The organism is Mycetocola manganoxydans, from assembly GCF_003667545.1.
GTDB classification, from domain to species: domain Bacteria; phylum Actinomycetota; class Actinomycetes; order Actinomycetales; family Microbacteriaceae; genus Mycetocola_A; species Mycetocola_A manganoxydans.
Map to the genome: position 1 here is coordinate 57,127 of NZ_RCUV01000011.1, position 24,244 is coordinate 81,370.

Consider the following 24,244-nt stretch of genomic DNA (forward strand, 5'->3'; position numbering starts at 1 on the left):
TGTTGCGTTGCCACGTTCGGCTGGAGTTTCTCGCGACTTCTGACCATGAGTGGCCACGCAAGGAGGAGGATGCCGCGGCGCGCGCTAGCGGCAAACGAGCGGATGTGACGCCACGTTACGGCGAACGCTACGAAGTGTGACCGGCGCTCTGTTGCGGGCATCCGGTGCGCCCATAGAGTCACTCACTACCAACCGGTGCACCGCTGAATTCCGCAGATTCGGCGGCTTCTCCCGCTATACGAGAGCTCACATTCGCATGTTACGAACACCCGCAAAGCTTCTGTCCGTTGCCACAGCAGGCGTGCTGGCCACCATGGCACTGACCGCGTGCGCCGGTGGCGCGACTGGACCAGCCGATGGCGCCAAGCGAGTCGACGGAGGCACCATCGAGTACGCCCACCAGCAGGAGCCGGCGTGCGTCTTCGGCGGCTGGATCGAGCAGGCGTACCTCAGCTATCAGGTGCTCGACAACCTCACCTCGCTCGATGAAGACGGCACCCCGGTGCCATGGCTCGCCGAGGAGTGGAGCGCATCCGACGACGGCCTCACCTGGACCTTCACCCTCAAGGAAGGCGTCGAGTTCACCGACGGCAGCCCGCTCACCGCGGAAGCCGTCGCGTACAACTTCGACCACTGGCTCGGCGGCGGCAACTCCACAGCCCAGGTCTGGCTCGACGGATACTACGAGTCCGCCGAGGCCGTCGACGACCAGACCCTCGTCGTGAACCTCAGCGCTCCATACCCGCGCCTCGCCGACAACCTCACGCAGAGCTACTTCGCCATCCAGTCGCAGGAAGCACTCGAAACCCGCACGGCAGAGGAGAACTGCGAGGCGCCGATCGGCACCGGCGCGTTCGTCGTCGAGGAGTGGAACCGCGGCGAGAACATCGTCCTCACCCGCAACGACGACTACACCTCCTGGCCCGCCAACGCGAAGCACGAGGGCCCCGCGAACGTCGAGAGAATCAACTGGCGCTTCGTCGCCGACGGAACCACGCGCACCTCCGCACTTCGCGCCGACGAGGTCGACGCGCTCTACGACGTTCCCGCGATCGAGTGGGAGGGTCTCGACACCGCCGGTTTCGACCTCGCCAAGTACGTCACCCCCGGTCGCCCACAGCAGTTGAGCTTCGACACCGTCGAGGGCCCGTTCGTCGACGAGAACGTTCGCAAGGCATTCGCGTACAGCCTCGACCGCGAAACCCTCGTCGAGACGATCGGCAAGGGCGTCATCCCCTTCGAGGGCAACGGTGGTGTCAGCCAGTCGACTCCCGGCTACAGCCAGAAGGCCGCGGATGCCTACAGCTACGACATCGACAAGGCCAACGAACTCCTCGACACCGCCGGATGGACCGAAACGGATGCCGACGGGTACCGCACCAAGGACGGAGAGACGCTCGACGTCACTCTTCCCTACGGCGCCGGCTCGATCATCAACGCCGAAGGAGCATCCATTCTTCAGGGCGTGCAGGAGCAGGCGAAGGAAGCCGGTTTCAAGGTCGAACTGATCCCGGTGCCGCAGAGCGAGTTCTTCGCCGGAGCCTACTCGACCCCGGAGGAGCGCGACATCTCGGCGGGCTACTGGACCGCGGTGACTGCAGGCATCCTGCATATCAACTGGCGGCAGAACCTGCCGGACAGCCCCAACTACAACAACGACGCGTTCTACAACGACCCGGTGCTCGAGGACCTGATCCTGGCCGCGAACTCCGAAGCCGACCTCGACGCGCAGAACGCGCTCTACGCAGAGGCGCAGGAGTACATCGCCGACCACGCACTGTCGATCGGCCTCTATGACCGGCTCTCGTCGCTTGCTGTCTCGCCCTACCTCAAGGACGTCTGGCAAGAGAACGCACAGGGAGGACCGGTGTTCCATGACGCTTACTTCGTCGAATAAGGCCGCGGCCGCCGCTGACGCTTCGGCGTCGGCGGCCCGGCCCGCCTCCCGCCACCGGATCCTCGCCCGGCGGATCGGCGAGAAGCTCGTTGGTGCCCTCATCGTTCTCTTCGGGGCCGCAACCACCGCGTTCCTCGCCCAGGCAGCCCTCCCGGGCGACCGGGCGACCGTCATCCTCAACACCCGCGCCGGGCAGGCCATCCAGCGCACACCGGAGGAACTCGCCCAGATCAACGAACAGTACGGCCTGCTCAATCCAATCGTCGTGCAGTACTTCGACTACATGAGGGCACTGCTCACCGGAAACCTCGGGATGTCGTACCAGCAGTACCGCCCGGTCTCCGCGATCATCCTCGAACAGATCGGCCCCACCCTCGTTCTGACCCTGACGGCCATCGCGCTGTCGTGGCTGATCATGGTCGTCTGGATCATCCTCACCGCCGGGCGTGGCCCGAGGCTCAGCTCGTTCGGGGCGATCGTCGACACCACCACGGCCGGCCTGCCGCACTACTGGCTCGCGATCCTGCTGCTGCTCGTCTTCTCGCTCAGCCTCGGCTGGTTCCCAGTGATCAGCGGGTCAAGCCCAGCGGGCCTGCTCCTTCCGGCGCTCACCCTCGCCATCCCGCTCGCCGGATTCATGAGCCAGGCCACCCGCACCGAGTTCGAAAAGTCCCTCGAGCAGCCGTTCGTTCTCTCCGCCCGCATGCGCGGGATGGGCGACCTCGGTGTCCGTCTGCACCACGTGCTGCGGCACTCGGTGCTCCCCGCGGTGACGCTCTCCGGCTGGGCGCTCGGCGCCACCATCTCGGGCGCCGTCGTCGTCGAAACCGTCTTCTCCCGGGCGGGAATCGGACGGGTGCTCGTCACCGCCGTCTCCTCGCAGGATCTCCCCATCGTCACCGGGGTGGTCGTGCTCATTGCCGCGCTCTACGTCGTCGCGAACCTTCTCGTCGACGTCGTCTATGTGCTCATCGATCCGAGGTTGAAGAACTCATGACCCTCCAGCAGAAAGTTCCGGTCACTCCGCCGGCAGCACGCTCGCGAAAAAACGTCGTGGCGCCCTGGGGACTGGGGGCCGCGCTCGCCGCACTCCTCTTCTTCGTTGCAGCGCTCGTCGCTCCCCAGGTGCTCGCGACCCATGACCCGTACGCGCTCGATCTCGCGAACGCACTCCAGGCGCCGTCGCTCGCTCACTGGTTCGGCACCGACGAGTCCGGCCGAGACCTGTACAGTCGCGTGGTCTGGGGAACCCGCGACTCGCTCCTGATCGGCATCGGTGCAACCGCCGTCAGCCTCACGATCGCCCTGATCCTCGGGGCGATCGCCGCCCTCGCCGGCAAGTACGTTGCGGGAACGGTCAACCGGGTCATCGAGGTCCTCTTCGCCTTCCCCACATTGCTCCTCGCGCTGCTTCTCGTCACCGTGATCGGTCCGTCCGCGTTCTCCCAGGTCTTCGCGGTCGGAGTCGGCACATCTCCCGGATACGCCCGCATGATTCGCGGGCAGATCCTCTCGGCGAAGAACTCCGGATACGTCGAGGCCGCCACCGCACTCGGCCACAGCCGTGGCCGGATCCTCCGCCACCACGTCATCCCCAACGCCATCCGGCCCCTCGTCGCGGTCATCGCATTGTCGGTCGGCCAGTCGATCGTCTGGGCATCGAGCCTCGCGTTCCTCGGCCTGGGCGTCGCACCCCCGTCACCGGAGTGGGGCGCGCTCCTCGACGCCGGCCGCCTGTACATCACCCAGGCACCCTGGCTCACCGTCATCCCGGGTCTCGTCATCGTCACTCTGGCGATCGCCGCGACCACCATCGGCAAGCACATCCAGGCCTCCCTCGAGAAGGGCGAAAAATGACCACCCTCGTTACAGAGATCCGTACGGATGCCGTCGGCGTCGCTCCCACAGGCGACCCCCGTCTTTCCGTCCACAACCTTCACGTGGGCTTCACTCGCGGAGGGGCGTTCCACGAGGTCGTGAAGGATGTTTCATTCGACCTCCACGCCGGGCAATGCATCGCGATCGTTGGGGAATCCGGGTCGGGTAAGAGCGTCACCGCTCGGTCGATCGTCGGCCTGACCGGCCGGAACGCCACGGTCGAATCCGCCACGATCAGCCTCGACGGTGAAGACCTCACCACGGTCGGAGAGAAACGCTGGCGGGAGATTCGTGGGCGCCGGATCGGCTTCATCCTGCAGGATGCTCTCGTCTCACTCGACCCGCTGCGGCCGGTCGGCAAGGAGATCGAGGAAGCTCTTAAGCTTCACGGCTGGGGTGACCGCTCGAGCCGCAAACGCAAGGTGATCGAACTGCTCGACTCGGTCGGTGTTCCCCACCCCGAGCTGCGTGCACGCCAGCGACCGGATGAGCTCTCGGGAGGTCTCCGCCAGCGGGCGCTCATCGCATCCGCTCTCGCTCTCGATCCCGAAATCATCATCGCCGACGAACCCACGACGGCGCTCGACGTGACCGTGCAGGCGCAAGTGCTGTCGCTGCTCGACGACACGAAGAGTCGCGGGGTGTCGATCATCCTGATCAGCCACGACCTCTCGGTTGTTGCGCACCTCGCCGACCACATTCTCGTGATGAAGGGGGGAGTGGTGGTGGAGAGCGGGCCGGCGCAGCAGGTGCTCACGCGACCAGAACACGAATACACGAAAAGCCTCATCGGTGCCGTCCCCAGTGAGCACACCCGCGGTCGACGACTCGGACCCGAGCTCGACATCGTCGCCACCGCGCATCCGACCCGATTTGCCGAGGAGTTCGCCGACTACACCGGCCCCGTGCTCGAGGCGAGAAACCTTGTGAAACGGTTCCGGTCGCCGGATGGAAGCGTCTCGACCGCAGTGAACGACGTGTCGTTCGAGCTTCAGCCGGGAACGACGCTCGGCATCGTGGGGGAGTCCGGCTCGGGCAAGAGCACCACCGCGCGAATCGCGCTCGCTCTCACCGGTGCCGATGAAGGGTCTGTGACGTTGCTCGGGCGGGAGTGGTCGTCGATTCGGGAGAGCCAACGACGCCCGCTGCGCAAGCGGATCTCGGTGGTCTACCAGGACCCGCTCAGTTCGTTCGATCCGCGCTGGAACACCGAACGCATCCTGCTCGACGCGGTCACCGACGAAGAGCCCAGCACGCTCGCCGAGAAGAAGGCGCGCGTGCGTGAGCTCCTTGCTCAGGTCGGGCTGACGGATGCTGTTCTGCCGCGTTTTCCGCTACAACTGTCGGGCGGTCAGCGTCAGCGGGTCGCGATCGCCCGCGCGTTGGCGCCATCGCCATCGGTGATCGTGCTCGACGAAGCGGTGTCGGCGCTCGACGTATCGATCCAGGCGCAGATCCTCGATTTGCTCGTCGAGCTGCAGAAGCAGATCGGCCTCAGCTACCTGTTCATCTCCCACGATCTGGGAGTGATCAGCCACATCAGCGACACCGTGCTCGTCATGAAGGACGGCGCCGTGGTGGAACGCGGAACCGCCGATGACGTGTTCAACCGCCCGCAGCATCCGTACACCCAGCAGCTCGTCGGTTCACTGCCGACCCTCGACCAGGAGATCCCATGACCACACCACTTCACTTCAACGCGTTCGTGATGAACACCGGATCGCACATTCACCACGGCCAGTGGCGCCGCCCGGATGCCCGGCAGACCGAGTTCAACGACGTGCAGACCTGGATCCACCTCGCAAAACTGCTCGAGGCCGCCAAGTTCGACGCGATGTTCTTCGCCGACGTCACCGGGTTGTACGGGGATTCGGATGCCGACTTCGACGTCTACGTGCACGAGGGCCTGCAGATTCCGAGCAACGACCCGACCGTGCTGCTGAGCGCGCTCGCGGTCAACACCGAGCATCTCGGACTCGCGTTGACCTCCAACGTCGTGCAGAGCCATCCGTTCCACTTCGCGCGGCAGGTATCGACGCTCGACCACATCTCGAACGGCCGGATCGCATGGAACGTCGTCACCGGGATGCAGAACAACGGCGCGCGGAACTTCGGCCAGGCACAGCTCACCGACCACAACGAGCGGTATGAGTGGGCAGAAGAGTACGTCGACGTCACCTACAAGCTGTGGGAGGGCTCGTGGGACGAGGGCGCGCTGCTCAAGGACAAGGAAGGATCGTCGTTCTCGGACCCGTCCAAGATTCACAAGATCTACCACGAGGGCAAGCGGTACAGCGTGGAAGGGCCACACCTTCCATCGCCATCGCCGCAGCGCACACCGGTGCTCTACCAGGCCGGGTCATCGGCATCCGGTCGGGGCTTCGCCGCACGCAACGCCGAAGCGGTCTTTCTCATCGCACCGAGCCCGGCCGTCGCTGCCGAGCAGATCTCGGAGACGCGGGCGCTCGCCGTTTCGCACGGCCGGAACGCCGACGACATCAAGTTCTTCCAGGGCCTCAGCTTCGTCATCGGAGACACCGAAGAAGAGGCACAGGCCAAAGCGCTCGAGTATGAGAAGTACGTGAGCGTCGACGGATACCTCGCGCACATGGCCGTGGTCGACAAGACCGGGCGCGTCTATGACCCGTCGACACCGCTCAAGGACGTCGACACCAACGGAGCCCGCGGATTTCTCGAGTGGACCTCGCGCTACATCACCGACAGGGAACCCGTGGTTGGCGACCTCGGAATCCTGCAGGCGCGCAACACGCGCATTGTGGGAACGCCCGAGTCGATCGCCGACCAGATCGAAGTGTGGCAGGCGGCCGGGATCGACGGCGTCAACGTGATCAACTGGGTGATCCCCGGGTCGTTCGAGGAGTTCGCAGACAAGGTACTGCCGGTGCTTCGCGCCCGCGGTCTCGCCCAGTCGTCGTATGCGGAAGGTCCGCTGCGGCAGAAGCTGTTCGGATCGCCTCGGCTCAACGAGCGGCACCCGGCGGCGAAGTACCGTGGGGCATTCGCGACGAATGCTGATGTCGTCGAGCAGTCGGAGCCGCAACTGGTTGAGTAGCGGAGGGCGCGGTCAGTAGCCTTCTCAGTACGCTCTGGAGAGAAGGGACTGCCCATGCGCCAGATCGTTGAGAACGTCTTCCAGCTCGAGAAGTCCGAAGGCGCGAACGGGTACGTCGTTCGTGGCGAGAACCGGACCGCCGTGATCGACCCGGGGATGGCATCCGCATTCGATGCTCTCCTGGCCGAATTGCAGGAGGGTGAGCCGGTCACCGACATCCTTTTGACCCACTACGACTTCGATCACTCGCAGGTGGTGAAGCGGCTGCAGCAGACCCTGCAGGTACCGGTCTGGATCAGCACAGCGGATGCCGCGATCCTCCGCGGCGAGGCAGCCCCGCCCACGCGGTTTCGTCGCTTTCTCAACCGGGTGGCGCCGGTCGACTATCCCGATGGTGTCGTCGAGATCACAGGCACGCTCGAGGTGTTCCCTGGGCTCTTCGCGTTTCCGACCCCCGGACATACTCCCGGTCACCTCGGTTTTCGGTGGCGCGATGTTCTCTTCACAGGGGATGCCGTCACCGTCACGAAAGAGGGCGACATGCGGCAGTTCTTCCGGCCGGTGATCAGCGACAGGGCGATGGCGCGGACGACCGAGCGGTTGTTGCGCGAACGGATTGCTGCCGAGGGGATCGAGTGGTTGTGCACTGGGCACAATCCGCCGACGCGATGGGTGGGTGGCGACGCCGAGTGGTGACGGGCTGTGGTGTCAGCCGCGGTGGCGGGCGCAGTGTCGGGCGGTGGCCTCGCGCGGGCACGGGTTTCTTGCTCGGTCGCTTTCGGCTGCTCGCGTTCGTTGCGCGGTCACTTTTGGCTGGAGCCCGCCGTTGCTCGGTCACATTCGGCTGAAACTCGTCGCGATTCTCGACCATTAGTGGCCGAGCAACGGGGCAGCGACCAAAACTGACCGAGCAACGCCAACGGCGGATGCCGGCGGCTCGCGGCCACCGGCATCCGCTGTGGTCTCCGCTCGGGGGCACTTGGTCCCCGCGTGGGCGCTCTCGGTTGGTACCGCCCTTGCTCGGTCACTTCTGGCTGCTCGCGTTCGTTGCTCTGTCACTTTCGGTTGAAACTCATCGCGACTTTCGACCGTTAGTGGCCGAGCAGCGCGGCAACGGCCAAAACTGACGGAGCAACGGTGGCAGCGACAGTTTGAGGCACAGAAATGGGGCCGCGCGTGTGCCCGGCCCCATTTGCTTAGTGCGGTCTGTGCTTACTGAGCGGCGAAGAAGAAGGTGTCTCCTCCGAAGAGGGGCTCAACCGTCCAAGTGCCCTTCACAGCGTCTGCGGTTGGAATGGCAATGACAATGTTCCCTGTTCCGCTCGCGTCAGGGTAGAGCTCGTTGATCTCCATGAAGAGGGGCGATGGGGCGACAGCCATCGAGTCGGCCTGGCTGTGGGTGGTTCCGGCAGCTGAAACGAAGCTCACCTGCAGGTCGACCCACGGGGTGCCGGTCTCCGTGCCAATGTAGGTGACCGAGACCGGAACGACTGCGTACTGGAACCCCTCGGGCGCGGCTTCGTTGAACTGATTGGCGGCAGCAACGATGTCGGTCGCGTCGAGTGTGGGTGCGCCGAGGGTGACCTCGTACGTCGCGCTTCCCATCGATTCCATTTCGATGGTCGTGCCGATCGGCGCCGGGTTCTCTCGAGTGCCAACTTCCGCCGAAGCGTCTGCCTCCGCCTCTTCTACTGGTGCCTCCGCGGCTTCGTCTCCGCTTTCCTGAACGCTCGATTTCGGGAGCGCATCGTCAACCGCTGACACGAAGCCGGCAGTGTACGAAATGGCAAGGACGACGGAAAGGATAAGCGCCACAACAGAAACAATCAGACCGGCAACACCGGCCTTCTTCGGCTTGTTCTTGCGGGTGATCGCGATGATGCCGAGGATGATGCCGACGGCTGCGAGAACGCCCGTGACGAAGTTGACCACCGGGATGAAGGCACCGATGAACGCGAAGATTCCGACGACGAGGGCGGCGATCCCCAAACCGTTCCCAGGCTTGGCGGGTGGAGCGGTTGGCGGGTACTGCATCGACGGGTCTGACCCGCCGGGTGCACCATATGGTGTCGTCGGGGCTCCGGGTGCGCCTGCTGCGGGCGGGTAGGGCGGGGGACTGCTGGGGTGCTGTGAATCGGACATGATTCGAGTCTGAACGGCTCCACTGACATTTCCGGCTTGAACTGGGCTTTTTTGAACCCCACCTTCGGGGGTTCCCGCGCCCCCTTTCGGGGTACTTGGGGCTCCGAGAGCAACGCGAACGACGGATGCCGCGGATCTCGCGCACCGGCATCCGCTCGCGTTTTCACTCGTTGCGGACGAGTACACCCTGCGCGCCAGGTGAATCCGTCCGCAACGAGTGAATCGGCGGCGGAAGGGTCGACGCGCTTGACCAGCGAAAGAGGAATAGGCGCGCAACACGACGCGTTGGGCTGTGGGTCGCCGTGTGGCGGCATCCGCAATAGAAAGGCATCCGCCCGTATGGACCTGTTCTCACCCGTTTCCCTCGGGGATCTCCACCTGCCGAACCGTGTCGTGATGGCGCCGCTCACCCGCTCGCGCTCCGGCGACGACGGAATCCCGGGCGACATCGTCGTCGAGCACTACGCGCAGCGGGCGAGCCTCGGCCTGATCATCACCGAGGGTACCTACGTGAGCGCCGAGTCCCAGGCCTTCGTCGGCCAGCCGGGCATCGTCACCCCCGAGCAGATCGAGGGGTGGCGCCGAGTCGCCGACGCCGTTCACGCCAAGGGCGGACGCATCGTCATGCAGCTCATGCACGGCGGCCGGGTCTCGCACACGGCGATCACCGGCACCGACCGCATCGTCGCCCCGAGCGCCATCGCGATCGAGGGCATGGCGCACACGCCGGTCGGCAAGCAGGACTATCCGGTTCCGCACGCGCTCACGCTCGACGAGCTCGAGACCGTGCGCGATGAGTTCGTCACCGCCGCCAAAAACGCGATCGAAGCAGGACTCGACGGCGTCGAGATGCACAGCGCCAACGGCTACCTGCTGCACGAATTCCTGTCGCCCGCGTCGAATGTGCGCGACGACTCCTACGGCGGAACACCCGAGAACCGCGCTCGATTCGTCGCCGAGGTGACCCGCGCGGTCGCGACCGCTGTCGGGGCCGGCCGGGTCGGCATCCGCATTTCGCCGGAGCACAACATCCAGGGTGCCCTCGAAACGGATGCCGCGGACGTCACCGACACCTACACCGCGCTCCTCGACGAGCTCGCGCCGCTCGGACTCGCCTACCTCAGCGTCCTCCACCGCGAACCCGCCGGCGAACTCGTGAAGACGCTGCGCGCCCACTTCGGCGGCGCGCTTGTCACCAACAGCGGTTTCGGCACCGTCACCACGCGCGAGGAAGCCATCGACCTCATCGATGAGGCCCACGCGGATGCCGTCGCAATCGGCCGGCTCGCACTCGCGAACCCGGACCTGGTCGAGCGTTGGCAGGGTGGGCACGAGGAGAACGAGCCCAACCCGCGCACCTTCTACAGCGACGGCGCCGAGGGATACACGGACTACCCGCGACTCGTCCTGTAGTCCCGGCTGCGCGGGCCAGCCGCCGCTGCCAGCCGCCGCTGAGCCGCGAATTCACTCACCACGGACGGTTTCACTCGGTACGCCGGGTGAATCCGTCCGTACCGGGTGAAAAGCCGCCGATGGGATGGAGCAAACTCGATACTGCCCGTCCGCACCGGGTGAAAACGCGCGAAGAGCTGCAGCGTGCGGCAACACCCCGGGAGCGCGCGAGAATAGGAGCCGGGCCGGTTCCGCCAGTATTGGTGCAGGCCACGACCTGCTGCGGCGAGGAACCCCCGGCCCCATTTTCGCGAAAGAGATCCCATGAGAAGCTTCACCCGGCCGGCATCCGTTGTAGTGGGCGTCGCCCTCACGGTCACGCTCGTGTCGTGCGCCCCCGGCACCGGCCAGGGCAACGCACCCGAGCCGCAGAGCACCGAGATCAGCACCGACATCTCGGGCGTCGACGACATGACGCTCACCGTCTGGGATCAGGAAGTCCGCGGCGCCCAGAACGAGCAGATCGAACAGCTCAACGCGGCTTTCGAGGAGAGGTACCCGAACATCACCATCGAGCGCAACTCTCAGGCGTTCGACGACCTCAACACGACCCTGCGCCTCGCACTCACCGACAACGACGCGCCGGATGTCGTCCAGGCCAACAATGCCCGCAACACGATGGGTGCATTCGTCGCCGCCGACCAGTTGCGCCCGCTCGATGACTACGCGGATGCCTACGGCTGGTTCGACCGGTACCCCGCGTCGATCCTGCAGTACTCCACCTACAGCGACGACGCCACGGTGTTCGGTGAGGGGGAACTGTACGGCCTCCCGCAGACCGGCGAGATCGTCGGCGTCTTCTATTCCAAGAGCAAGCTCGAGGAACTCGGTCTCGAGGTTCCCTCCGACTGGGCCGCGTTCGACGAGGCGCTCGCCACCGCCAAGAGTGCGGGCGAGATTCCCCTGCAGCTCGGCAACATCGAGCAGTGGCCGGCCGCGCACGTGTTCGGTCCGCTCCAGGGCAACACCGTCGACGTCGCCGACGTCACCCGGCTCGGACTCGGCAATGCTGGCGCCAGCTGGACGACCCCGGAGAACGAGCAAGCGGCCGCCGCGCTTCAGGGGTGGGCAACCGACGGCTACTTCAACGACGGCGCCAACGGCACCGACTACGACGCCGCCTGGCAGGCACTCGCCGCAGGTAACGGCGTCTTCCTGCTCGGCGGATCCTGGCTCGCCGCCGACCTCGCGGACGCGATGGGCGACGACCTCGGATTCTTCCTCCCCGAAACGGATGCCGGAACCCTCGCCACCACCGGCGGCACCGGTGTGCCGTTCACGATCACGTCGGCAGCCGAGAACACGGACGTCGCCGCGGCCTACATCGACTTCCTCACCAGTGATGCCGCGATGGAGATTCTCGCCGAAACCGGCAACCTCCCGGTGAACCGCACGGCGGAACTCGCGCCGGATTCCGGCGTTCTCGCCGACGTCTACACCGCCTTCGACGCCGTGACTCAGGGCGGCAGCCTGCTCCCGTACCTCGACTACGCCACCCCGACCTTCGGCGAAACGATCGGGTCAGCACTGCAGGACCTCCTCGAGGGTCGCACCACCCCGAAACAGTTCACTGAAGCCCTCGAAGCCGACTACGCGGAGTTCATCGACTCGAATGGCTGATGTCGCGACGGCGGGCAGGGGAGCGGCGACCCGCCGTGGTCGGGGCGCCGCGCGGCATCCCGGCCGACTGGGGCGTGCCTGGATTCCGTATGCCTACCTCGCGCCGGCGCTGCTGCTGTACGGGCTGTTTCTTCTCGTGCCGCTCGTGCGCGCCGGGCAGTTCTCGTTCTTCGAATGGGACGGGCTCGGCGCCTCGGCCTTCGTCGGCTTCGACAACTACCTCGCCGTGGTGCAGGACGAACGGCTTCGTGACGCCTTCGGCCACGCGCTCGTGCTCGTGTTCTTCTATGCGGTGCTACCCCTCGCCATCGGACTCGTTCTCGCCGCCCTGCTGACCAGGGCGAAGGTGCGGGGGATCGGTTTCTTCCGCACGATCATCTTCCTGCCGCAGGTGATCGCGATGGTCGTCGTCGCCGTGACCTGGCGGCAGATCTACGCGCCCGACGGTCCGCTCAACGGCCTCCTGCGCCTGCTCGGTCTCGACGCGCTCACCACCGCGTGGCTCGGCGACTACACCTGGACCCTCCCTGCGGTCGGGCTCATCGGCACCTGGGTGTCGACGGGACTCGTCACCGTTTTGCTCATCGCCGGTATGACCCGCGTCCCTGGCGAACTCTACGAGGCCGTGCGCCTCGACGGCGCGGGCCCGGTCCGTGAGTTTTTCGCGATCACCCTGCCCGCGATCCGGGGCGAGATCACCGTCGCCCTCACGCTCACCATCGTCGCCGCGCTCAAGACGTTCGACCTCGTCTACGTCACCACCGGTGGCGGCCCGGGGACGTCCACAACTGTGCCGAGCTACGAGGTCTACCGCCGTGCGTTCGAGCTCGGCCAGGTCGGCGAGGCCGCCGCGATCGGCATCGTGCTGACGATCCTCGTCTTCGGCATCACCGCCGTCGTCAACCGGATCGGCGACCGCTCATGAAAGTTTCCCGGCTCGAAATCACGGCGAATTACCTGATCCTTGGTGTTTTCGCGCTCATCGTGCTCGGCCCGCTCGGGCTCATTCTCACCCGGGCTCTCGGCCCGCAGAGCGCGTCGGTCGGGCGCGAGGGCCGCCTGCTCCACTGGGAGAACTTCGCGGATGCCTGGGAGATCGGCCGCTTCGGGCAGTACCTGCTGACATCCGTCACCGTCGCGCTGATCGTGGTCGTCACATCCGTCACCGTCTCGATCCTCGCCGGTTATGCGCTCGGAACCATGCGGTTCAAGGGCGCGACGTTCTTCTTCTACCTGTTCCTCGTCGGCATCATGGTGCCGACCGAAGCGTTCATCGTGCCGCTGTACTTCGACCTGCAAATGCTCGGACTCACCAACACGGTGTGGGGCGTCGCGCTGCCACAGATCGCGATGTCGATCGCGTTCGGCACGTACTGGATGCGTGCCTACTTCCGGTCGGCGAGTGGCGCGATGATGGATGCCGCGCGGCTCGACGGCGCGGGAACGATGCGGATTCTGTGGCAGGTCCTCGTGCCCAACGCGCGGCCGGCGATCACCACGCTCGTGCTGCTCGTGTTCCTGTGGACGTGGAACGAGTTCCTCATCCCGCTCGTCATGTCGCCCAACGGAAGCGTACGGACCGCGCCGCTCGGCCTCGCGTTCTTCCAGGGCCAGTACACGCAGGGCACCGCTCTGCTCGCGGCGGGCGCCGTGATGGTGGCACTCCCGGTCGTCGTGCTCTACGTCGTGCTCCAGCGGCACTTCCTCCGCGGGATGCTCACCGGGGTCTCGGCGCACTGACGTGGCGGCGCATCCGCCCCTCACGCCGCACGAATTCACCCGTTGCGGACGGAATCACCCGGTACGCCGCGTGTATTCGTCCGGGGTGAGTGAAAACGCGGGCGCGGGCCGGCGCGGGCCGCGATGAGATCGGCCCGCAGGCTCTCAAGCTCGTCGGAGTGTGATTGGCGAATGTAGTCGCGTTTTCACCCGTTGCGGACGGGTTCACCCGATACGCCGGGTGAATTGGTCCGTTGTGAGTGAAAACGTGGCGGTGGGCGCCCCGGCCGGGCGCCACCCGGCACACTCGGTAGGCTGGCGGCACCATGCTGAGCTATCCGCGAACCCACACCGGAGGCGGCCGCGACCGCACACTGACCGAGCCACCGACGAACGGTGAGGATGAATTCCGCGTCGATGTGGAGCGCATCCGTTTCTCGCCGTACTTCACGCGGCTGTCCGCCGTCACGCAGGTGATTCCGCAGGCCGGGTCCGGCACCATCGTGCACAACCGGCTTACGCACTCGCTCAAGGTCTCGGCGGTCGCCCGGTCGATCGCCGTCGGTTTCCGTGACGCGAACGACTCCACGCGCGCCATCATCAGGGAACTGGGCGGATGCGACCCCGTCGTCGTGCAGGCGGCCGCGGCTGCGCATGACCTCGGTCACCCACCCTTCGGGCACCTCGGTGAGCAGGTGCTCGACCGGGTCGCCCGGAACCGTCTGGGCCTTCCGGATGGTTTCGAGGGCAACGCCCAGACCTTCCGGATCCTCACCGCACTCGACAGTTGCGATGCGACACCGCGCGGTCTCAACCTGACCAAAGCCGTGCGCGCTGCGGTGCTCAAGTACCCGTGGACCCGCAACGAGTGGCGTGCGCTGCCACCCCGGCCGGCGGAGGAGCTGCCGCGCGGAGTCGGGACGGATGCGGCATCCGGGGCCCTGAAATTCTCGGCATACTCGATCGACGCGCTCGAGATGGCAGACGTGCTCGCGGTGTTCCCGAAGATCGGGCAGCACCAGCAGACGCTCGAGTGCTCGGTGATGGACATCGCCGACGACATCGCGTACTCGGTTCACGACCTCGACGACTTCTACCGCGCAGGGGTGCTGCAGTACACGTCCGTGTCGGCGGAGCTCAACGGTTGGCTGGCGGCGCAATCCGACCTCGCCGCGCTCGACGACGCCGAGCTGCGGGTGCGCCGCCCGGGCCACTCGCTCGAAGCCGCGTGGCGCAAGGTGCAGCAGAAGGACGCCTGGATCGCCGACGCGGATGCCTTCCGTAATTCGGTCGAGCGGGTGACGACGGATCTCGTGGAAGGGCTGCTCACCATTCCCTACGACGGCGGGCTCGAGGCTGACCGTGCCGTGTCGGCGTTCACCCGGAGGTGGATCGACCGGCTCAAGGGGAGCATCCGGGTCGAACGGGAGCCGAACATCCGCAGCGGTCACGTGCGCCTCAGCAGGCAGGCCTGGCACGACGTGGTCGTGCTCAAGTTCGTGCACACCCGGTTCGTGCTCGACCGTTCCGACCTTGCGGTGTACCAGCGCGGGCAGGCGCGCGTGATCGAGGCGCTCGCCGACGGTTTCCACACCTGGCTCAACGACCCAGCGGATGCCGCACGAGCGCCCCGCAGGCTGCTCGACTCGGTCGAGGCGGCGACGGAGGAGTACCGCGGGCTGCTTGACGCAGCGCCCGAATACTTCACTGCAGCCGGCGTGGGCACCGGGGCATCCGACATCGTGCAGCTCGGACAGAGCCGTGCCGTCGTCGATTACATCGCGTCGTTCACGGATGCGCAGGCGATGAGCGTTGCAACCCTCATCAGTGGAACCTCGGACAACCTGTGGGAGTCCGGCCGGAGCCTGTAGCTCCCGACGCGGTAACCGGCTCTCCGTAAAGCAACGTAACGTAGAGGGGGTGGCACTTCCGGCGGTCGGGAGCGGGGAGAGAAGCCACGCACGAGAGGTATTTGCAGTGAGCGTCGAATGTAAACATGGTTTTGAGCCCGGATTCTGCGACACGTGCTTTCCGAAGCCTGCGTTCGTGCCCGAGCCGAAGGAGCCGGTGAAGCGCGTCGGACGCACCCGCGCCCCCGCTCGCACCCCAGGAACTCCGAAGGCCGCCCCGGTCTCCACGACCAAGCTCCCGACGTTCAACGCCGGTGAACTGCGGCTGTACCACGTGACCCACATCAGCAACCTGCCCGCGATCCTCGAATCCGGCAAGCTGTTCGCCGCGTCCGGACCGGATGCCGCCACTCCCGTCGTCGACATCTCCTCGGTTGAGAACCGCGAGGCGCGGAAGACCGTGTTCGTCGCCGGTCAGCAGGATTCGCCGGTCTCAGCCTTTGTTCCGTTCTTCCTTTCGCCGGATGCGGCGCTGTGGCGGAGCATCCGTTCGGGCAACCCGGATTCGCGCCTCGCGGCGGACGTGGCCGAGCACTCGATCAACGACTTCGTCGTGCTCGTCACGACGATCGACGCGGTGTCGCTTGAGGGTGTCGGCGCGCTCGCGAACGTCGTCGTTGCCGACGGTGATGCGGCCGGATCGCTTACGCCGTTCGCCGCCAACAGTGCCAGTGCTGTGCGGATGCTGCGCAAGCTCCGCTCGGACGAAGAAGCCGAGGCGCTGCTCGAGGCCGAAGTTCTCGTCGCCGACGCGGTGCCGGTCGACAACATCGCGCTCATCGGTGTCGCGAACGTCAAGGTGCGCGAAGCCGTCAAGCGGATGCTCGCGCCCACCCCCTTCGCGACCAAGGTCGCGGCGTACACACCCTGGTTCGAGGCCGTCGAGTAGTTCCGCGCCCCGCGCGGGTTGCTCGCGGGCTCGTTGCTCGGTCGGTAATGGTTGCTCAACGGCGCTCGTTGCAGCCAAGAGTGGCCGAGCGGCAGCGCCGGGCCCCGAGTTTCAGCCAAAACTGACCGAGCAGCAGCGCCGAGGCGCGAGTTCCAGCCAAAAGTGGCCGAGCAAGAGCGCGGTCAGCCCAAACTGACGGAGCAAGAGCGGATGCCGCGCGGCCGGGTTAGCGGGCGATGCAGGAGCCGGAGGCGACGGCATCCGTCAGCGCTGGAGCCTGCGCGATCACCGGGAGGACCTCCTCCATCGCGAGGGCATAGCCGACGTTGGCCGTGGCATCCGACTTCGCGAAGATGACGCCGGCGACAGCACCGTCGGTCGTCAGCAGCGGGCCGCCGGAGTTTCCCTGCTGCACGTTCGCGGCGAGGGTCGAGATCTCGCGCGGGACCGGGTTCGAACCGTAGATGTCGCCGACGAGGGTGCTTCCGCTCGAGAGCACCTCAGCCGCCTGCGCTGAGAACGGCCCACCGTACGGGTACCCCATGAACGCGGCCTGGGTTCCGGCTCCGAGCGTGGGCGAGACTGCGAGGGGTGCAGCGTCCAGGCCGGCGACGGCGACGACGGCGAGGTCGTCGACCGGGTCGAAGTACACGACCCGTCCGGGCTTCGGCAGTTCACCGGGCGCTTCGACGACGAGCTCGGTGACGCCCGCGAGCACGTGTGCGTTGGTGACGACGCGGTCGTCGGAGACGACGAAGCCGCTGCCGACGCTTCCGCTGCCGCACGACGGCGCGTTGCCGGTGATCCGCACGACGGATGCCGCCGCTCGCGTCAACTCCGGCGAGTCCATCGCCAGCTGCGGGATCGACGGTGCCGTCGACGGCACCCCGACCGCGTCGATGAGGCGCGGAAGCCCGTCGGTCAGGATGGTCGACCTCAACTGCGCGAGGGCGGATGCCACGGGGCGCGGCGTGAGGTCATCGAGGGTTCGCAGCACATTCGACGTCGCCATCGCCTGAGTGAGCACCGGCGCGCTGAGCGACTGGGCGCTGAACGCGAGCATGGAGACGACCACGAGTGTCACCGCAACGTTGGTGACCGCACCGAGGAAGCGGTCGATGCCCCGAAGCGGAGTCTTGTGGAGGGGGCGACGGATGAGATTGCCGAGGGCAGCGCCGATCGAGAACCCGATCGACACCAGCAGCAGTCCCGCGAGCAGCGCGATCGGTACACGCCACTCCGACAGCGCGGCCCAGGTCGACACCAGCGGAAGCACGAAGAACGCCGCAATCCCACCGACGATCATGCCGGCGATTCCGCCGACGACCCGCAACAATCCGCGCGTGAACCCGTAGACGAGGGCGACAACGAGCACCGCGATCAGAATCACATCGAGCACGAGGGCCGCCGTCACCACCACTGGTCCTCCTCGATTCCGCGGCAGGGGTAGTGCCGGAAAACTCAGTCTAGGGCGGCAATGTTGAAGATCCCCCGAGCGACGGATGCCCCGGGCAGCGCCACCGTCCTACCGTGGATGCATGGGGAGAATCGACGATCACACGCCAGCGGAGGATGCGGAGCCGAGCGACGCATCCGGGGACTCAGCGGATGAGGACAAGCAGAGCCAGTCCATCGGGGTCGGGATCGCACTCGGCGTGAGCCTTGGCGTGACGCTCAGCCTCGTGCTCGACAGTTGGGCGTACCTCGGCATCGGGATCGCGCTCGGCGTGGTGTTCGGCATCATGTTCGGGGAGAAGACGACGACGTCACCTGCCGACGCGACGGGTGACGGGCAGGACGGCGGAACGACGCCGCCCGACACCGCTTCGAAACCGTAGGCCTCGCGGCCGGGGTGGGGCCGCGAAGAAACGATCGGGCCCACAGGGTTCTCCGCGTTGGACGGGAACGACCTTGTGGGCCCGATCGATGAAGCGGGGTGGATCAGCGGTCGGAACCTGTGGCATCCGTTTCGGGAGCCTCGCTCGATGCGACAGCATCGCTGTCGAGGGCATCGGTGAGCTGGGACACGGTCGTGTCCTGGTTGTCGGTACCCGGCTCGACCTCACCGTGGGTGTTGCTGAAGAGGTGCTGGTCGTTCTCGGTGTCGTTGGAGTCGTTAGCCGCGTCGGCATCCGAGGTCTCGACGTCTGCTTCGTCGACATCGAGGAACGCAGCATCCTGCTCGACCGGCTCACCGGCGACGGCGTCATTCGTGACGGTCTCCTTCGCGAGCATCTCCTCGTCCTTCGGGTCGCCGACGCCCCACACGGCGCCCTCCGATGTCATTCCATCGGTCGAAGACTTGTCGTCGTGGATGTTCTGGTCGCTCATGGTTCGTCCTTTCGTCGGAACCCCCACCGTACGCACCCGCGAATTCGACCGACAAGGGGCTTGCGGTCGCCCGCTCAGGCCTGCGATCGCTGCGCGCCGTGCGCACGATCGACCGGCACGAGCGTCACGTCGCGGAGGGTGCCGGCATCGGCGACCGCCGTCATCAGGGTGCAGACCGGCTGGCGGCGGCGATCGGTCGGTGACCCGGGGTTGAGCAGTCGCAGCCCGCGCGGTGTCGTCGTCTCCCACGGGATGTGGCTGTGCCCGAAAACCAGCACGTCGGCATCCGGAAATTGCGCCTCACATCGCGCCTCACGACCGGTTGCAGCCCCGGTCTCGTGAATCATCGCGAAGCGGATGCCGTCGATCACCTCGGTCGCAACCTCTGGCAGGCGGGCACGCAACCCGGGCCCGTCGTTGTTGCCGTACACACCGATCAGGCGGCGACTGCGTTTCTCCAGCTCGTCGAGCGTGGCCTCATCGACCCAGTCGCCCGCGTGCAGGACGACGTCTGCCTCCTCGACGGCACGCAAGACCTGGTCGGGAAGCGCCCGTGCCCGTTTCGGCACGTGGGTATCAGCGAGCAGCAGGAGTGTGGTCGGCATGGCTGGATCCTTTCACGGGCTTCGCTTGTGCCGCGAGTTGCCCACCTTCGCGGGTGTACGAGCGCCAAGACCCGCGAGACCGGGCAACTCGCGGCATGAAGGCACGAGCGCACGAGAAAGCCCGGCACCTCGAAGGGGACCGGGCTTCACGCTGCAAAAAAGTCAGCGATTCTCGTCGTCGAGGTTGACCATTGGATCGCCCTCGGAGGCGTCCACGTCCGGGTCTATCCCCGGTGTGTAGTGCTCTCCCGTCGCGTGACGGTCGTCGAGGTGTTGCTCCTCGAGTATTTCAGCGTTCCGCGGGTCTTCGGCGTCGTTCGTGTTGTACACAGGTTCTCCGATCACTGGGTCGTTCTTCGCGGTCTGGTGGCCCATCATGTCGACCGTTTCGGGGTCTCCACCGGTCATAGCTGAATCGCTCATCTACTTCCTTCCTTCTCTGTGAGGCAACCGCCGGGGCAGGCGGGCCGAGTTCCTCACAAGCTTCGTGGCGGGCTGCTGCGATCGATCGTCGGATCGCCAGCGGTCGTTCCGTCGAGGTTCGGGTCATAGCGTCGCAGCCGCGCGTGCTTCGGTCCGTCACCGTCCTGCCCCTCGTTCAGATCGACCCTGTCCGGGTGGTACTCGTTGAGATCCCGTGGCTGGTCGTCGTCTGCGGCACGTTTCACATCGTCGGACAGCGGCCCGTCGTTCCGCCGGTCGCCGGTGTCCTCGTTCCCGTCGGCAGCAGGCACGGCGGCGGGCCGGGATGTTCCGTGGTCGCCGGCACTGTCGTCGGTCGCGGTACGGCGATCGACGTCGTCGATGCGGCCGTCGCTGTCCGAATCGCGCGCGTGCGCAGCATCCGCCCGCCGCTCGTCGTGCAGCAGCCGGTCGGCATCCGTGTTGCGGTCGGAGTCGAGGGACCGGCCGGAGTCGGTGTCGCCGTCCGCATTCCGCGCGTGCGCAGCATCCGTCGTCCCGGTGGGAACCGGGGTGACCGTGGTGCCGTCCGGGTTGAGGCGGTATTGGCGGTCCGGGTAGTCGTCCGGACGTGCGGTGCCCCCGTCGGTGTCCTGGTCGGAGAGACCGTAGTAACGGTAGAGCGCCTCTTCGTTGTGCGGCGAGAGCTCCTCGTTCGCGTCGATGCGCGGAGCCTCCTTGAGAGTCTCCTTGTCGATGTCGACCGAGAGCTCTTCGCCGTTGAAGTCGGCGTCCGCGAGCGGGACGAACGTCTCCTTGTGACCGAACAGTCCGGTCTTCACCGTCACCCAGTTCGGTGCACCGGTCTGCGAGTCGAGGAAGACCTGTCCGACGTGTCCGAGTTTCTCGTTGTCGCGGCCGAGCACGGGCGCACCCTGCAGGCCGCCGATGTCGCGTGAATCAAGCATGTGTACTCCTTCAAGAAATGAAATCGGATGCCTCGGGGCCGGGTCAGCGACCGAGACCGGCGCGGTCGACACGACGGTGGAATCGCATGCCGGCGAGGCCTCCGAGGATTGCACCGCCGAGGCTGACGACTGCGGCAAGAATCGCGGTCACGATTCCCTCTGCGGTCAGGTCTTCCGTGCTCGTCGGGATGCGCGGGAAGGTGTTGAGGTCGGTAAGGATGTTGTTGCCGATGATGAGGCCGAGAACCGCAGTGACGATCGCGATGATGATCGCCCACAGCCAGACGGCGAGACCCTGCTTGGCGCCGTCGAAACGGGCCATGCGGCCGGCGACGTATCCTCCGCAGTAGTACGCGATGAAGAGGATCACGAGGACGACGATGGCGTAGATGACAACGCCGCCGAAGGGAGTCGAAATCGTCTGATCGACGGCTTCTTCAACCCCTCCGCTGACGGCCGTCGCGATGGCGACGGCGAGCGCGGTGAGAAGGACAACCAGTCCGGTCGCGGCGAGCCAGCCGAAGAACGCGGAGCCGAACTTGATGCCACCGAACTGTTCCTTCTGCCGCTCGGTCACTTCCTGGCGATACGAGGGACGGGACTCGGCGGGCACGGAGCCGTGGGCCTCGGGGCCGCTCGATGTCGAGTGGGCGCGGGTGGGTGCGTCGGGATCGCGGGAATCTGGAGTACTCATTGCTGGTCCTTTCACGGGGAGACACCAGTCAAGGCCCCGCATTGTCCCCCGTGCAAGGGGGTTGCATCCCCCGCGCATGAAGTCTTGGAGTGCGATATACGGGCGTGGGTGGTTTACGCGGGCGTATTGGCGCGGCGCGGCCCGGGCCTCAGGTGGAACGAACCGCGCTCAGTGCCCGGCGCGAGGAGGCGCCGTCGACGCACCCGGCTCGAGGGCGCACATCACGAGCGCGTGCCGGTCGTGGTCGCCGCCGCCGTCGAGCTGGTCGATGAGCAGTTCGACCCCGCGACGGCCGAGCTCGATACTCGGGGCGCTCATCACGGTGAGCTCCGGATCATTCATCGCCGCCATCTCCTTCGATGACGCGATCGACAGGATCGACAGGTCATCAGGCACCGACAGCCCCTGGTGCCTGAGTTCGCTCAACAGCCCGGGTGCCGCGTGCTCATTCATGAGAATCAGCGCGGTCATACCCGGCGCCTCGTCGCGAATACGCGCGCCCATCTCCCGTCCGGCGGCCGGGTTCTCGTCACACGAGAGGCGGAACGCCATCAGTCCGCGTTCCTCCATCTCCCGATCGAACGCGCCTCGGGTGCGGACGACTGGGCCGTAGCCGCGAAGTGCTCCGCTGCCGACGCCGCCGTCGAGCAGTCCGATCGCCGAGTGGCCGAGTTCGACCAGATGATCGATCGACGCGGCGACGGTGCCCTCGAAGTCGATGTCGACGAAGTCGAGCGCGTCGGGTTCAGCTGTGCGGCCGATGAGCGCGAACGGTGTTCCCGACTTCTGGAGCCGTTCGACCCGCGGGTCCTCGACCTGCACCTCCATCAGCAGCACACCGTCGACGAGACCGGTGGATGTGAGCTCGTCGAGCTCGTCGTCGTTGCTCGCCGGCCACAGCACGAGGTTGTAGCCGTGCTCGCTCGCGGTCCGCGCGGCACTGGTGAAGAAGTTCACGACGGTGCCGCGAAAGCGATGCTGCAACGCCGGGTAGAGGAGGGCCAGAATGTGGGTCCGCTTGCTCGCGAGCGCACGGCCAACCGCGTTGCGGCGGAAGCCGAGCTCCTGCATCGCGGCTTCGACCCGGGCACGCGTAGCGGGGGAGACCGGCTTGCTGTTGTTCACCGTGAACGACACGGTCGCGATGGAGACGTTCGCCAGCCGGGCGACATCCTGCATGGTGGCCACGGTGCCCCCTTCCGTCTCGATTCGCGTCCGGTTCTCCAGTGAAAGCGGATGCTGGCTGGAATCCTCTCACAGATTGTCACCGGTTCAGATCACTGCATCACAAATCGGTAAAGCGCTTAACTTTTTTCTTGACAACCCCGCCCGCCGGCCGCAGAATCGTCAGAACACCTTCGCGGTTAAGCGCTTTACCGGAACAGCGACGTCCCACACATTTGGCAAGGGAGCCACCATGAGAAAACGCAGACTGACCACGCTTCTGGCCATCGCGGCCATCACCCCGCTCGCCCTGACGGCGTGCGCAGGCGGAGGAGGGGGAGGGCAGGCCAAGGGCGACCCCGACACCCTCACTGTCCTCGACTACTACAACAACGAGCCGGACAAGACGCTCATCCAGGCAGCGATCGACAAGTGCGCCGAAGAACTCGACGTCACGATCAAACGCGAGACGGTTCCCGGCAAGGACCTCATCCAGAAGGTGCTCCAGCGCTCCTCCTCGAAGACGCTGCCCGACGTGCTCATGCTCGACAACCCCGACCTGCAGGAGATCGCCGCGACCGGTGGGCTCGCCCCGCTCAGCGACTACGACGTCGACACGTCCGGTTTCGCCGATGGCATCCTCGAAGCGGCCACGTACGAAGACGAGGTTTACGGTCTCGCCCCGACGGTCAACACGCTCGGCCTGTTCTACAACGAAGACCTCCTCGCCGCCGCCGGCGTCGAGCCGCCCACCACGTGGGACGAGCTCAAGACCGCCGCGGCAACGCTGACCACTGGCGACCAGTACGGTCTCGCCTTCTCCGCCATCGCCACCTACGAAGGCAGCTGGCAGTTCCTCCCGTTCATGTGGACGAACGGTGGCGACGAGACCGACCTGGGCACCCCCGAGGTCGCCGAAGCACTGCAGCTCTGGGTGGACCTCGTCGACAGCGGCGCGGCATCCAAGAGCGTCCTCAACTGGTCACAGGCCGACGTCAAGGACCAGTTCGTCGCAGGCAAGGCCGCGATGATGATCAACGGACCGTGGCAGATCCCCGGCCTGGCCGAAACGCCAGACGTGAAGTGGGGCACCGTGCAGGTCCCCGTCAACGAGGCCGGCCAGACCCCCATCGCCCCTCTGGGTGGCGAGGTCTGGACCGTGCCGGTGACCGGTGACGACGAGAAGCAGGCCAAGGCGGCATCCTTCGTCGAGTGCATCTCGAGCGACGACAACCAGCTCGAACTCGCGACCGAGCGGTACACCGTTCCGACCAAGACCGAACTCGCTGACGAGTACGTCGAAGCCGTCCCGACCATGGAGGCATTCACCGAGCAGGTCGCCAACGCCCGCTCGCGCACCGGCCAGCTCGGTGAGGAATGGCCAGAGGCTGCGACCGTGATCTACACCGCGATCCAGCTCGCTCTCACCGGGCAGGCCTCGGTCGAGGATGCCTTCGAGCAGGCTTCCGCAGGATAGTCCGCCTCTACGCGCAGGGTGCT

Annotated in this window: 22 protein-coding genes; 14 read left to right on the top strand and 8 right to left on the bottom strand. The window is 66.2% G+C overall.

What is annotated here, in order from left to right; translation table 11 throughout:
• The first annotated feature begins 256 nt into the window (after positions 1-256).
• From D9V29_RS10685 to D9V29_RS10710, 6 genes are read left to right on the top strand one after another with little or no spacing between them, the layout of a single operon-like run.
• Positions 257-1,897, top strand: a complete 1,641-nt coding sequence (locus tag D9V29_RS10685) for an ABC transporter substrate-binding protein (RefSeq protein WP_121673312.1) — start codon at positions 257-259, stop codon at positions 1,895-1,897.
• Positions 1,875-2,894 (top strand): ABC transporter permease, encoded by a 1,020-nt coding sequence (locus tag D9V29_RS10690; RefSeq protein WP_121673313.1) that lies wholly within the window; start codon positions 1,875-1,877, stop codon positions 2,892-2,894. Before D9V29_RS10685 ends, D9V29_RS10690 begins: the two co-directional genes overlap by 23 nt.
• Positions 2,891-3,754: an ABC transporter permease gene (locus tag D9V29_RS10695; RefSeq protein ID WP_121673314.1), complete on the top strand. Its 864-nt coding sequence runs from the start codon at positions 2,891-2,893 to the stop codon at positions 3,752-3,754. The genes D9V29_RS10690 and D9V29_RS10695 overlap by 4 nt, the downstream gene beginning before the upstream one ends.
• Entirely contained in the window at positions 3,751-5,454 is a 1,704-nt protein-coding gene (locus D9V29_RS10700) for a dipeptide ABC transporter ATP-binding protein (protein ID WP_121673315.1), read from the top strand. The genes D9V29_RS10695 and D9V29_RS10700 overlap by 4 nt, the downstream gene beginning before the upstream one ends.
• Positions 5,451-6,848 carry an LLM class flavin-dependent oxidoreductase gene (locus D9V29_RS10705; RefSeq protein ID WP_121673316.1) on the top strand — a complete coding sequence of 466 codons (1,398 nt, stop codon included), beginning with the start codon at positions 5,451-5,453 and terminating at the stop codon, positions 6,846-6,848. The genes D9V29_RS10700 and D9V29_RS10705 overlap by 4 nt, the downstream gene beginning before the upstream one ends.
• 54 nt (positions 6,849-6,902) lie before the next feature.
• Positions 6,903-7,544: an MBL fold metallo-hydrolase gene (locus D9V29_RS10710; protein ID WP_121673317.1), complete on the top strand. Its 642-nt coding sequence runs from the start codon at positions 6,903-6,905 to the stop codon at positions 7,542-7,544.
• A gap of 516 nt (positions 7,545-8,060) precedes the next feature.
• Here D9V29_RS10710 and D9V29_RS10715 read toward each other — a convergent pair.
• Positions 8,061-8,990, bottom strand: a complete 930-nt coding sequence (locus D9V29_RS10715) for a DUF4190 domain-containing protein (protein WP_147436265.1) — start codon at positions 8,988-8,990, stop codon at positions 8,061-8,063.
• A gap of 339 nt (positions 8,991-9,329) precedes the next feature.
• On the opposite strand from D9V29_RS10715, the gene D9V29_RS10720 reads away from it, so the two are divergent.
• The 6 genes from D9V29_RS10720 to D9V29_RS10745 all read left to right on the top strand — a co-directional run bounded on the left by D9V29_RS10720 (position 9,330) and on the right by D9V29_RS10745 (position 16,580).
• Positions 9,330-10,403 (top strand): alkene reductase, encoded by a 1,074-nt coding sequence (locus D9V29_RS10720; protein WP_121673319.1) that lies wholly within the window; start codon positions 9,330-9,332, stop codon positions 10,401-10,403.
• Between the two features lie 303 nt (positions 10,404-10,706).
• Positions 10,707-12,062, top strand: coding sequence for an ABC transporter substrate-binding protein (locus D9V29_RS10725; RefSeq protein WP_121673320.1), 1,356 nt, complete (start codon positions 10,707-10,709; stop codon positions 12,060-12,062).
• Positions 12,055-12,987 (top strand): carbohydrate ABC transporter permease, encoded by a 933-nt coding sequence (locus D9V29_RS10730; protein WP_121673321.1) that lies wholly within the window; start codon positions 12,055-12,057, stop codon positions 12,985-12,987. Before D9V29_RS10725 ends, D9V29_RS10730 begins: the two co-directional genes overlap by 8 nt.
• The gene (locus D9V29_RS10735) at positions 12,984-13,802 is read left to right on the top strand and encodes a carbohydrate ABC transporter permease (protein WP_121673322.1); all 819 of its coding nucleotides are present in this window, start codon (positions 12,984-12,986) and stop codon (positions 13,800-13,802) included. The genes D9V29_RS10730 and D9V29_RS10735 overlap by 4 nt, the downstream gene beginning before the upstream one ends.
• A 305-nt stretch (positions 13,803-14,107) precedes the next feature.
• Positions 14,108-15,652, top strand: a complete 1,545-nt coding sequence (locus D9V29_RS10740) for a deoxyguanosinetriphosphate triphosphohydrolase family protein (RefSeq protein WP_121673323.1) — start codon at positions 14,108-14,110, stop codon at positions 15,650-15,652.
• A gap of 175 nt (positions 15,653-15,827) precedes the next feature.
• Positions 15,828-16,580, top strand: coding sequence for a DarT ssDNA thymidine ADP-ribosyltransferase family protein (locus D9V29_RS10745; protein WP_183084988.1), 753 nt, complete (start codon positions 15,828-15,830; stop codon positions 16,578-16,580).
• Between the two features lie 226 nt (positions 16,581-16,806).
• Here the strand turns inward: D9V29_RS10745 and D9V29_RS10750 are convergent, their stop codons facing one another.
• Entirely contained in the window at positions 16,807-18,000 is a 1,194-nt protein-coding gene (locus D9V29_RS10750) for a MarP family serine protease (RefSeq protein WP_229790529.1), read from the bottom strand.
• Between the two features lie 118 nt (positions 18,001-18,118).
• Here D9V29_RS10750 and D9V29_RS14960 point away from each other — a divergent pair, with 118 nt between their 5' ends.
• Positions 18,119-18,418, top strand: a complete 300-nt coding sequence (locus D9V29_RS14960; protein ID WP_183084989.1) for a glycine zipper domain-containing protein — start codon at positions 18,119-18,121, stop codon at positions 18,416-18,418.
• A gap of 103 nt (positions 18,419-18,521) precedes the next feature.
• On the opposite strand, the gene D9V29_RS10760 is transcribed toward D9V29_RS14960, so the two are convergent.
• From D9V29_RS10760 to D9V29_RS10785, 6 genes are all read right to left on the bottom strand, one after another.
• Positions 18,522-18,911 carry a hypothetical protein gene (locus D9V29_RS10760; protein ID WP_121673325.1) on the bottom strand — a complete coding sequence of 130 codons (390 nt, stop codon included), beginning with the start codon at positions 18,909-18,911 and terminating at the stop codon, positions 18,522-18,524.
• A 74-nt stretch (positions 18,912-18,985) separates the two neighbouring features.
• Entirely contained in the window at positions 18,986-19,516 is a 531-nt protein-coding gene (locus D9V29_RS10765) for a metallophosphoesterase family protein (protein ID WP_121673326.1), read from the bottom strand.
• A gap of 162 nt (positions 19,517-19,678) precedes the next feature.
• Positions 19,679-19,939, bottom strand: a complete 261-nt coding sequence (locus D9V29_RS10770) for a hypothetical protein (RefSeq protein WP_147436266.1) — start codon at positions 19,937-19,939, stop codon at positions 19,679-19,681.
• 53 nt (positions 19,940-19,992) lie between these two features.
• Positions 19,993-20,886, bottom strand: a complete 894-nt coding sequence (locus D9V29_RS10775; RefSeq protein WP_121673328.1) for a PRC-barrel domain-containing protein — start codon at positions 20,884-20,886, stop codon at positions 19,993-19,995.
• Positions 20,887-20,929: 43 nt separating this feature from the next.
• The gene (locus D9V29_RS10780; protein ID WP_147436267.1) at positions 20,930-21,580 is read right to left on the bottom strand and encodes a YrzE family protein; all 651 of its coding nucleotides are present in this window, start codon (positions 21,578-21,580) and stop codon (positions 20,930-20,932) included.
• A 168-nt stretch (positions 21,581-21,748) separates the two neighbouring features.
• Positions 21,749-22,759, bottom strand: a complete 1,011-nt coding sequence (locus tag D9V29_RS10785; RefSeq protein ID WP_121673354.1) for a LacI family DNA-binding transcriptional regulator — start codon at positions 22,757-22,759, stop codon at positions 21,749-21,751.
• Between the two features lie 238 nt (positions 22,760-22,997).
• On the opposite strand from D9V29_RS10785, the gene D9V29_RS10790 reads away from it, so the two are divergent.
• The gene (locus tag D9V29_RS10790; protein WP_121673330.1) at positions 22,998-24,221 is read left to right on the top strand and encodes a sugar ABC transporter substrate-binding protein; all 1,224 of its coding nucleotides are present in this window, start codon (positions 22,998-23,000) and stop codon (positions 24,219-24,221) included.
• The last annotated feature ends 23 nt before the right edge of the window (positions 24,222-24,244 follow it).

What these genes read in the sequence shown, in the direction of transcription:
- D9V29_RS10700 (WP_121673315.1), top strand. Translation starts at nt 3,751, where the DNA reads ATGACCACCCTCGTTACAGAGATCCGTACGGATGCCGTCGGCGTCGCT.
- D9V29_RS10730 (WP_121673321.1), top strand. Translation starts at nt 12,055, where the DNA reads ATGGCTGATGTCGCGACGGCGGGCAGGGGAGCGGCGACCCGCCGTGGT.
- D9V29_RS10765 (WP_121673326.1), bottom strand. Translation starts at nt 19,516, where the DNA reads ATGCCGACCACACTCCTGCTGCTCGCTGATACCCACGTGCCGAAACGG.
- D9V29_RS10770 (WP_147436266.1), bottom strand. Translation starts at nt 19,939, where the DNA reads ATGAGCGATTCAGCTATGACCGGTGGAGACCCCGAAACGGTCGACATG.
- D9V29_RS10790 (WP_121673330.1), top strand. Translation starts at nt 22,998, where the DNA reads ATGAGAAAACGCAGACTGACCACGCTTCTGGCCATCGCGGCCATCACC.
- D9V29_RS10705 (WP_121673316.1), top strand. Translation starts at nt 5,451, where the DNA reads ATGACCACACCACTTCACTTCAACGCGTTCGTGATGAACACCGGATCG.
- D9V29_RS10690 (WP_121673313.1), top strand. Translation starts at nt 1,875, where the DNA reads ATGACGCTTACTTCGTCGAATAAGGCCGCGGCCGCCGCTGACGCTTCG.
- D9V29_RS10710 (WP_121673317.1), top strand. Translation starts at nt 6,903, where the DNA reads ATGCGCCAGATCGTTGAGAACGTCTTCCAGCTCGAGAAGTCCGAAGGC.
- D9V29_RS10780 (WP_147436267.1), bottom strand. Translation starts at nt 21,580, where the DNA reads ATGAGTACTCCAGATTCCCGCGATCCCGACGCACCCACCCGCGCCCAC.
- D9V29_RS10785 (WP_121673354.1), bottom strand. Translation starts at nt 22,759, where the DNA reads ATGCAGGATGTCGCCCGGCTGGCGAACGTCTCCATCGCGACCGTGTCG.
- D9V29_RS10725 (WP_121673320.1), top strand. Translation starts at nt 10,707, where the DNA reads ATGAGAAGCTTCACCCGGCCGGCATCCGTTGTAGTGGGCGTCGCCCTC.
- D9V29_RS10735 (WP_121673322.1), top strand. Translation starts at nt 12,984, where the DNA reads ATGAAAGTTTCCCGGCTCGAAATCACGGCGAATTACCTGATCCTTGGT.
- D9V29_RS14960 (WP_183084989.1), top strand. Translation starts at nt 18,119, where the DNA reads ATGGGGAGAATCGACGATCACACGCCAGCGGAGGATGCGGAGCCGAGC.
- D9V29_RS10720 (WP_121673319.1), top strand. Translation starts at nt 9,330, where the DNA reads ATGGACCTGTTCTCACCCGTTTCCCTCGGGGATCTCCACCTGCCGAAC.
- D9V29_RS10695 (WP_121673314.1), top strand. Translation starts at nt 2,891, where the DNA reads ATGACCCTCCAGCAGAAAGTTCCGGTCACTCCGCCGGCAGCACGCTCG.
- D9V29_RS10685 (WP_121673312.1), top strand. Translation starts at nt 257, where the DNA reads ATGTTACGAACACCCGCAAAGCTTCTGTCCGTTGCCACAGCAGGCGTG.
- D9V29_RS10715 (WP_147436265.1), bottom strand. Translation starts at nt 8,990, where the DNA reads ATGTCCGATTCACAGCACCCCAGCAGTCCCCCGCCCTACCCGCCCGCA.
- D9V29_RS10740 (WP_121673323.1), top strand. Translation starts at nt 14,108, where the DNA reads ATGCTGAGCTATCCGCGAACCCACACCGGAGGCGGCCGCGACCGCACA.
- D9V29_RS10760 (WP_121673325.1), bottom strand. Translation starts at nt 18,911, where the DNA reads ATGAGCGACCAGAACATCCACGACGACAAGTCTTCGACCGATGGAATG.
- D9V29_RS10775 (WP_121673328.1), bottom strand. Translation starts at nt 20,886, where the DNA reads ATGCTTGATTCACGCGACATCGGCGGCCTGCAGGGTGCGCCCGTGCTC.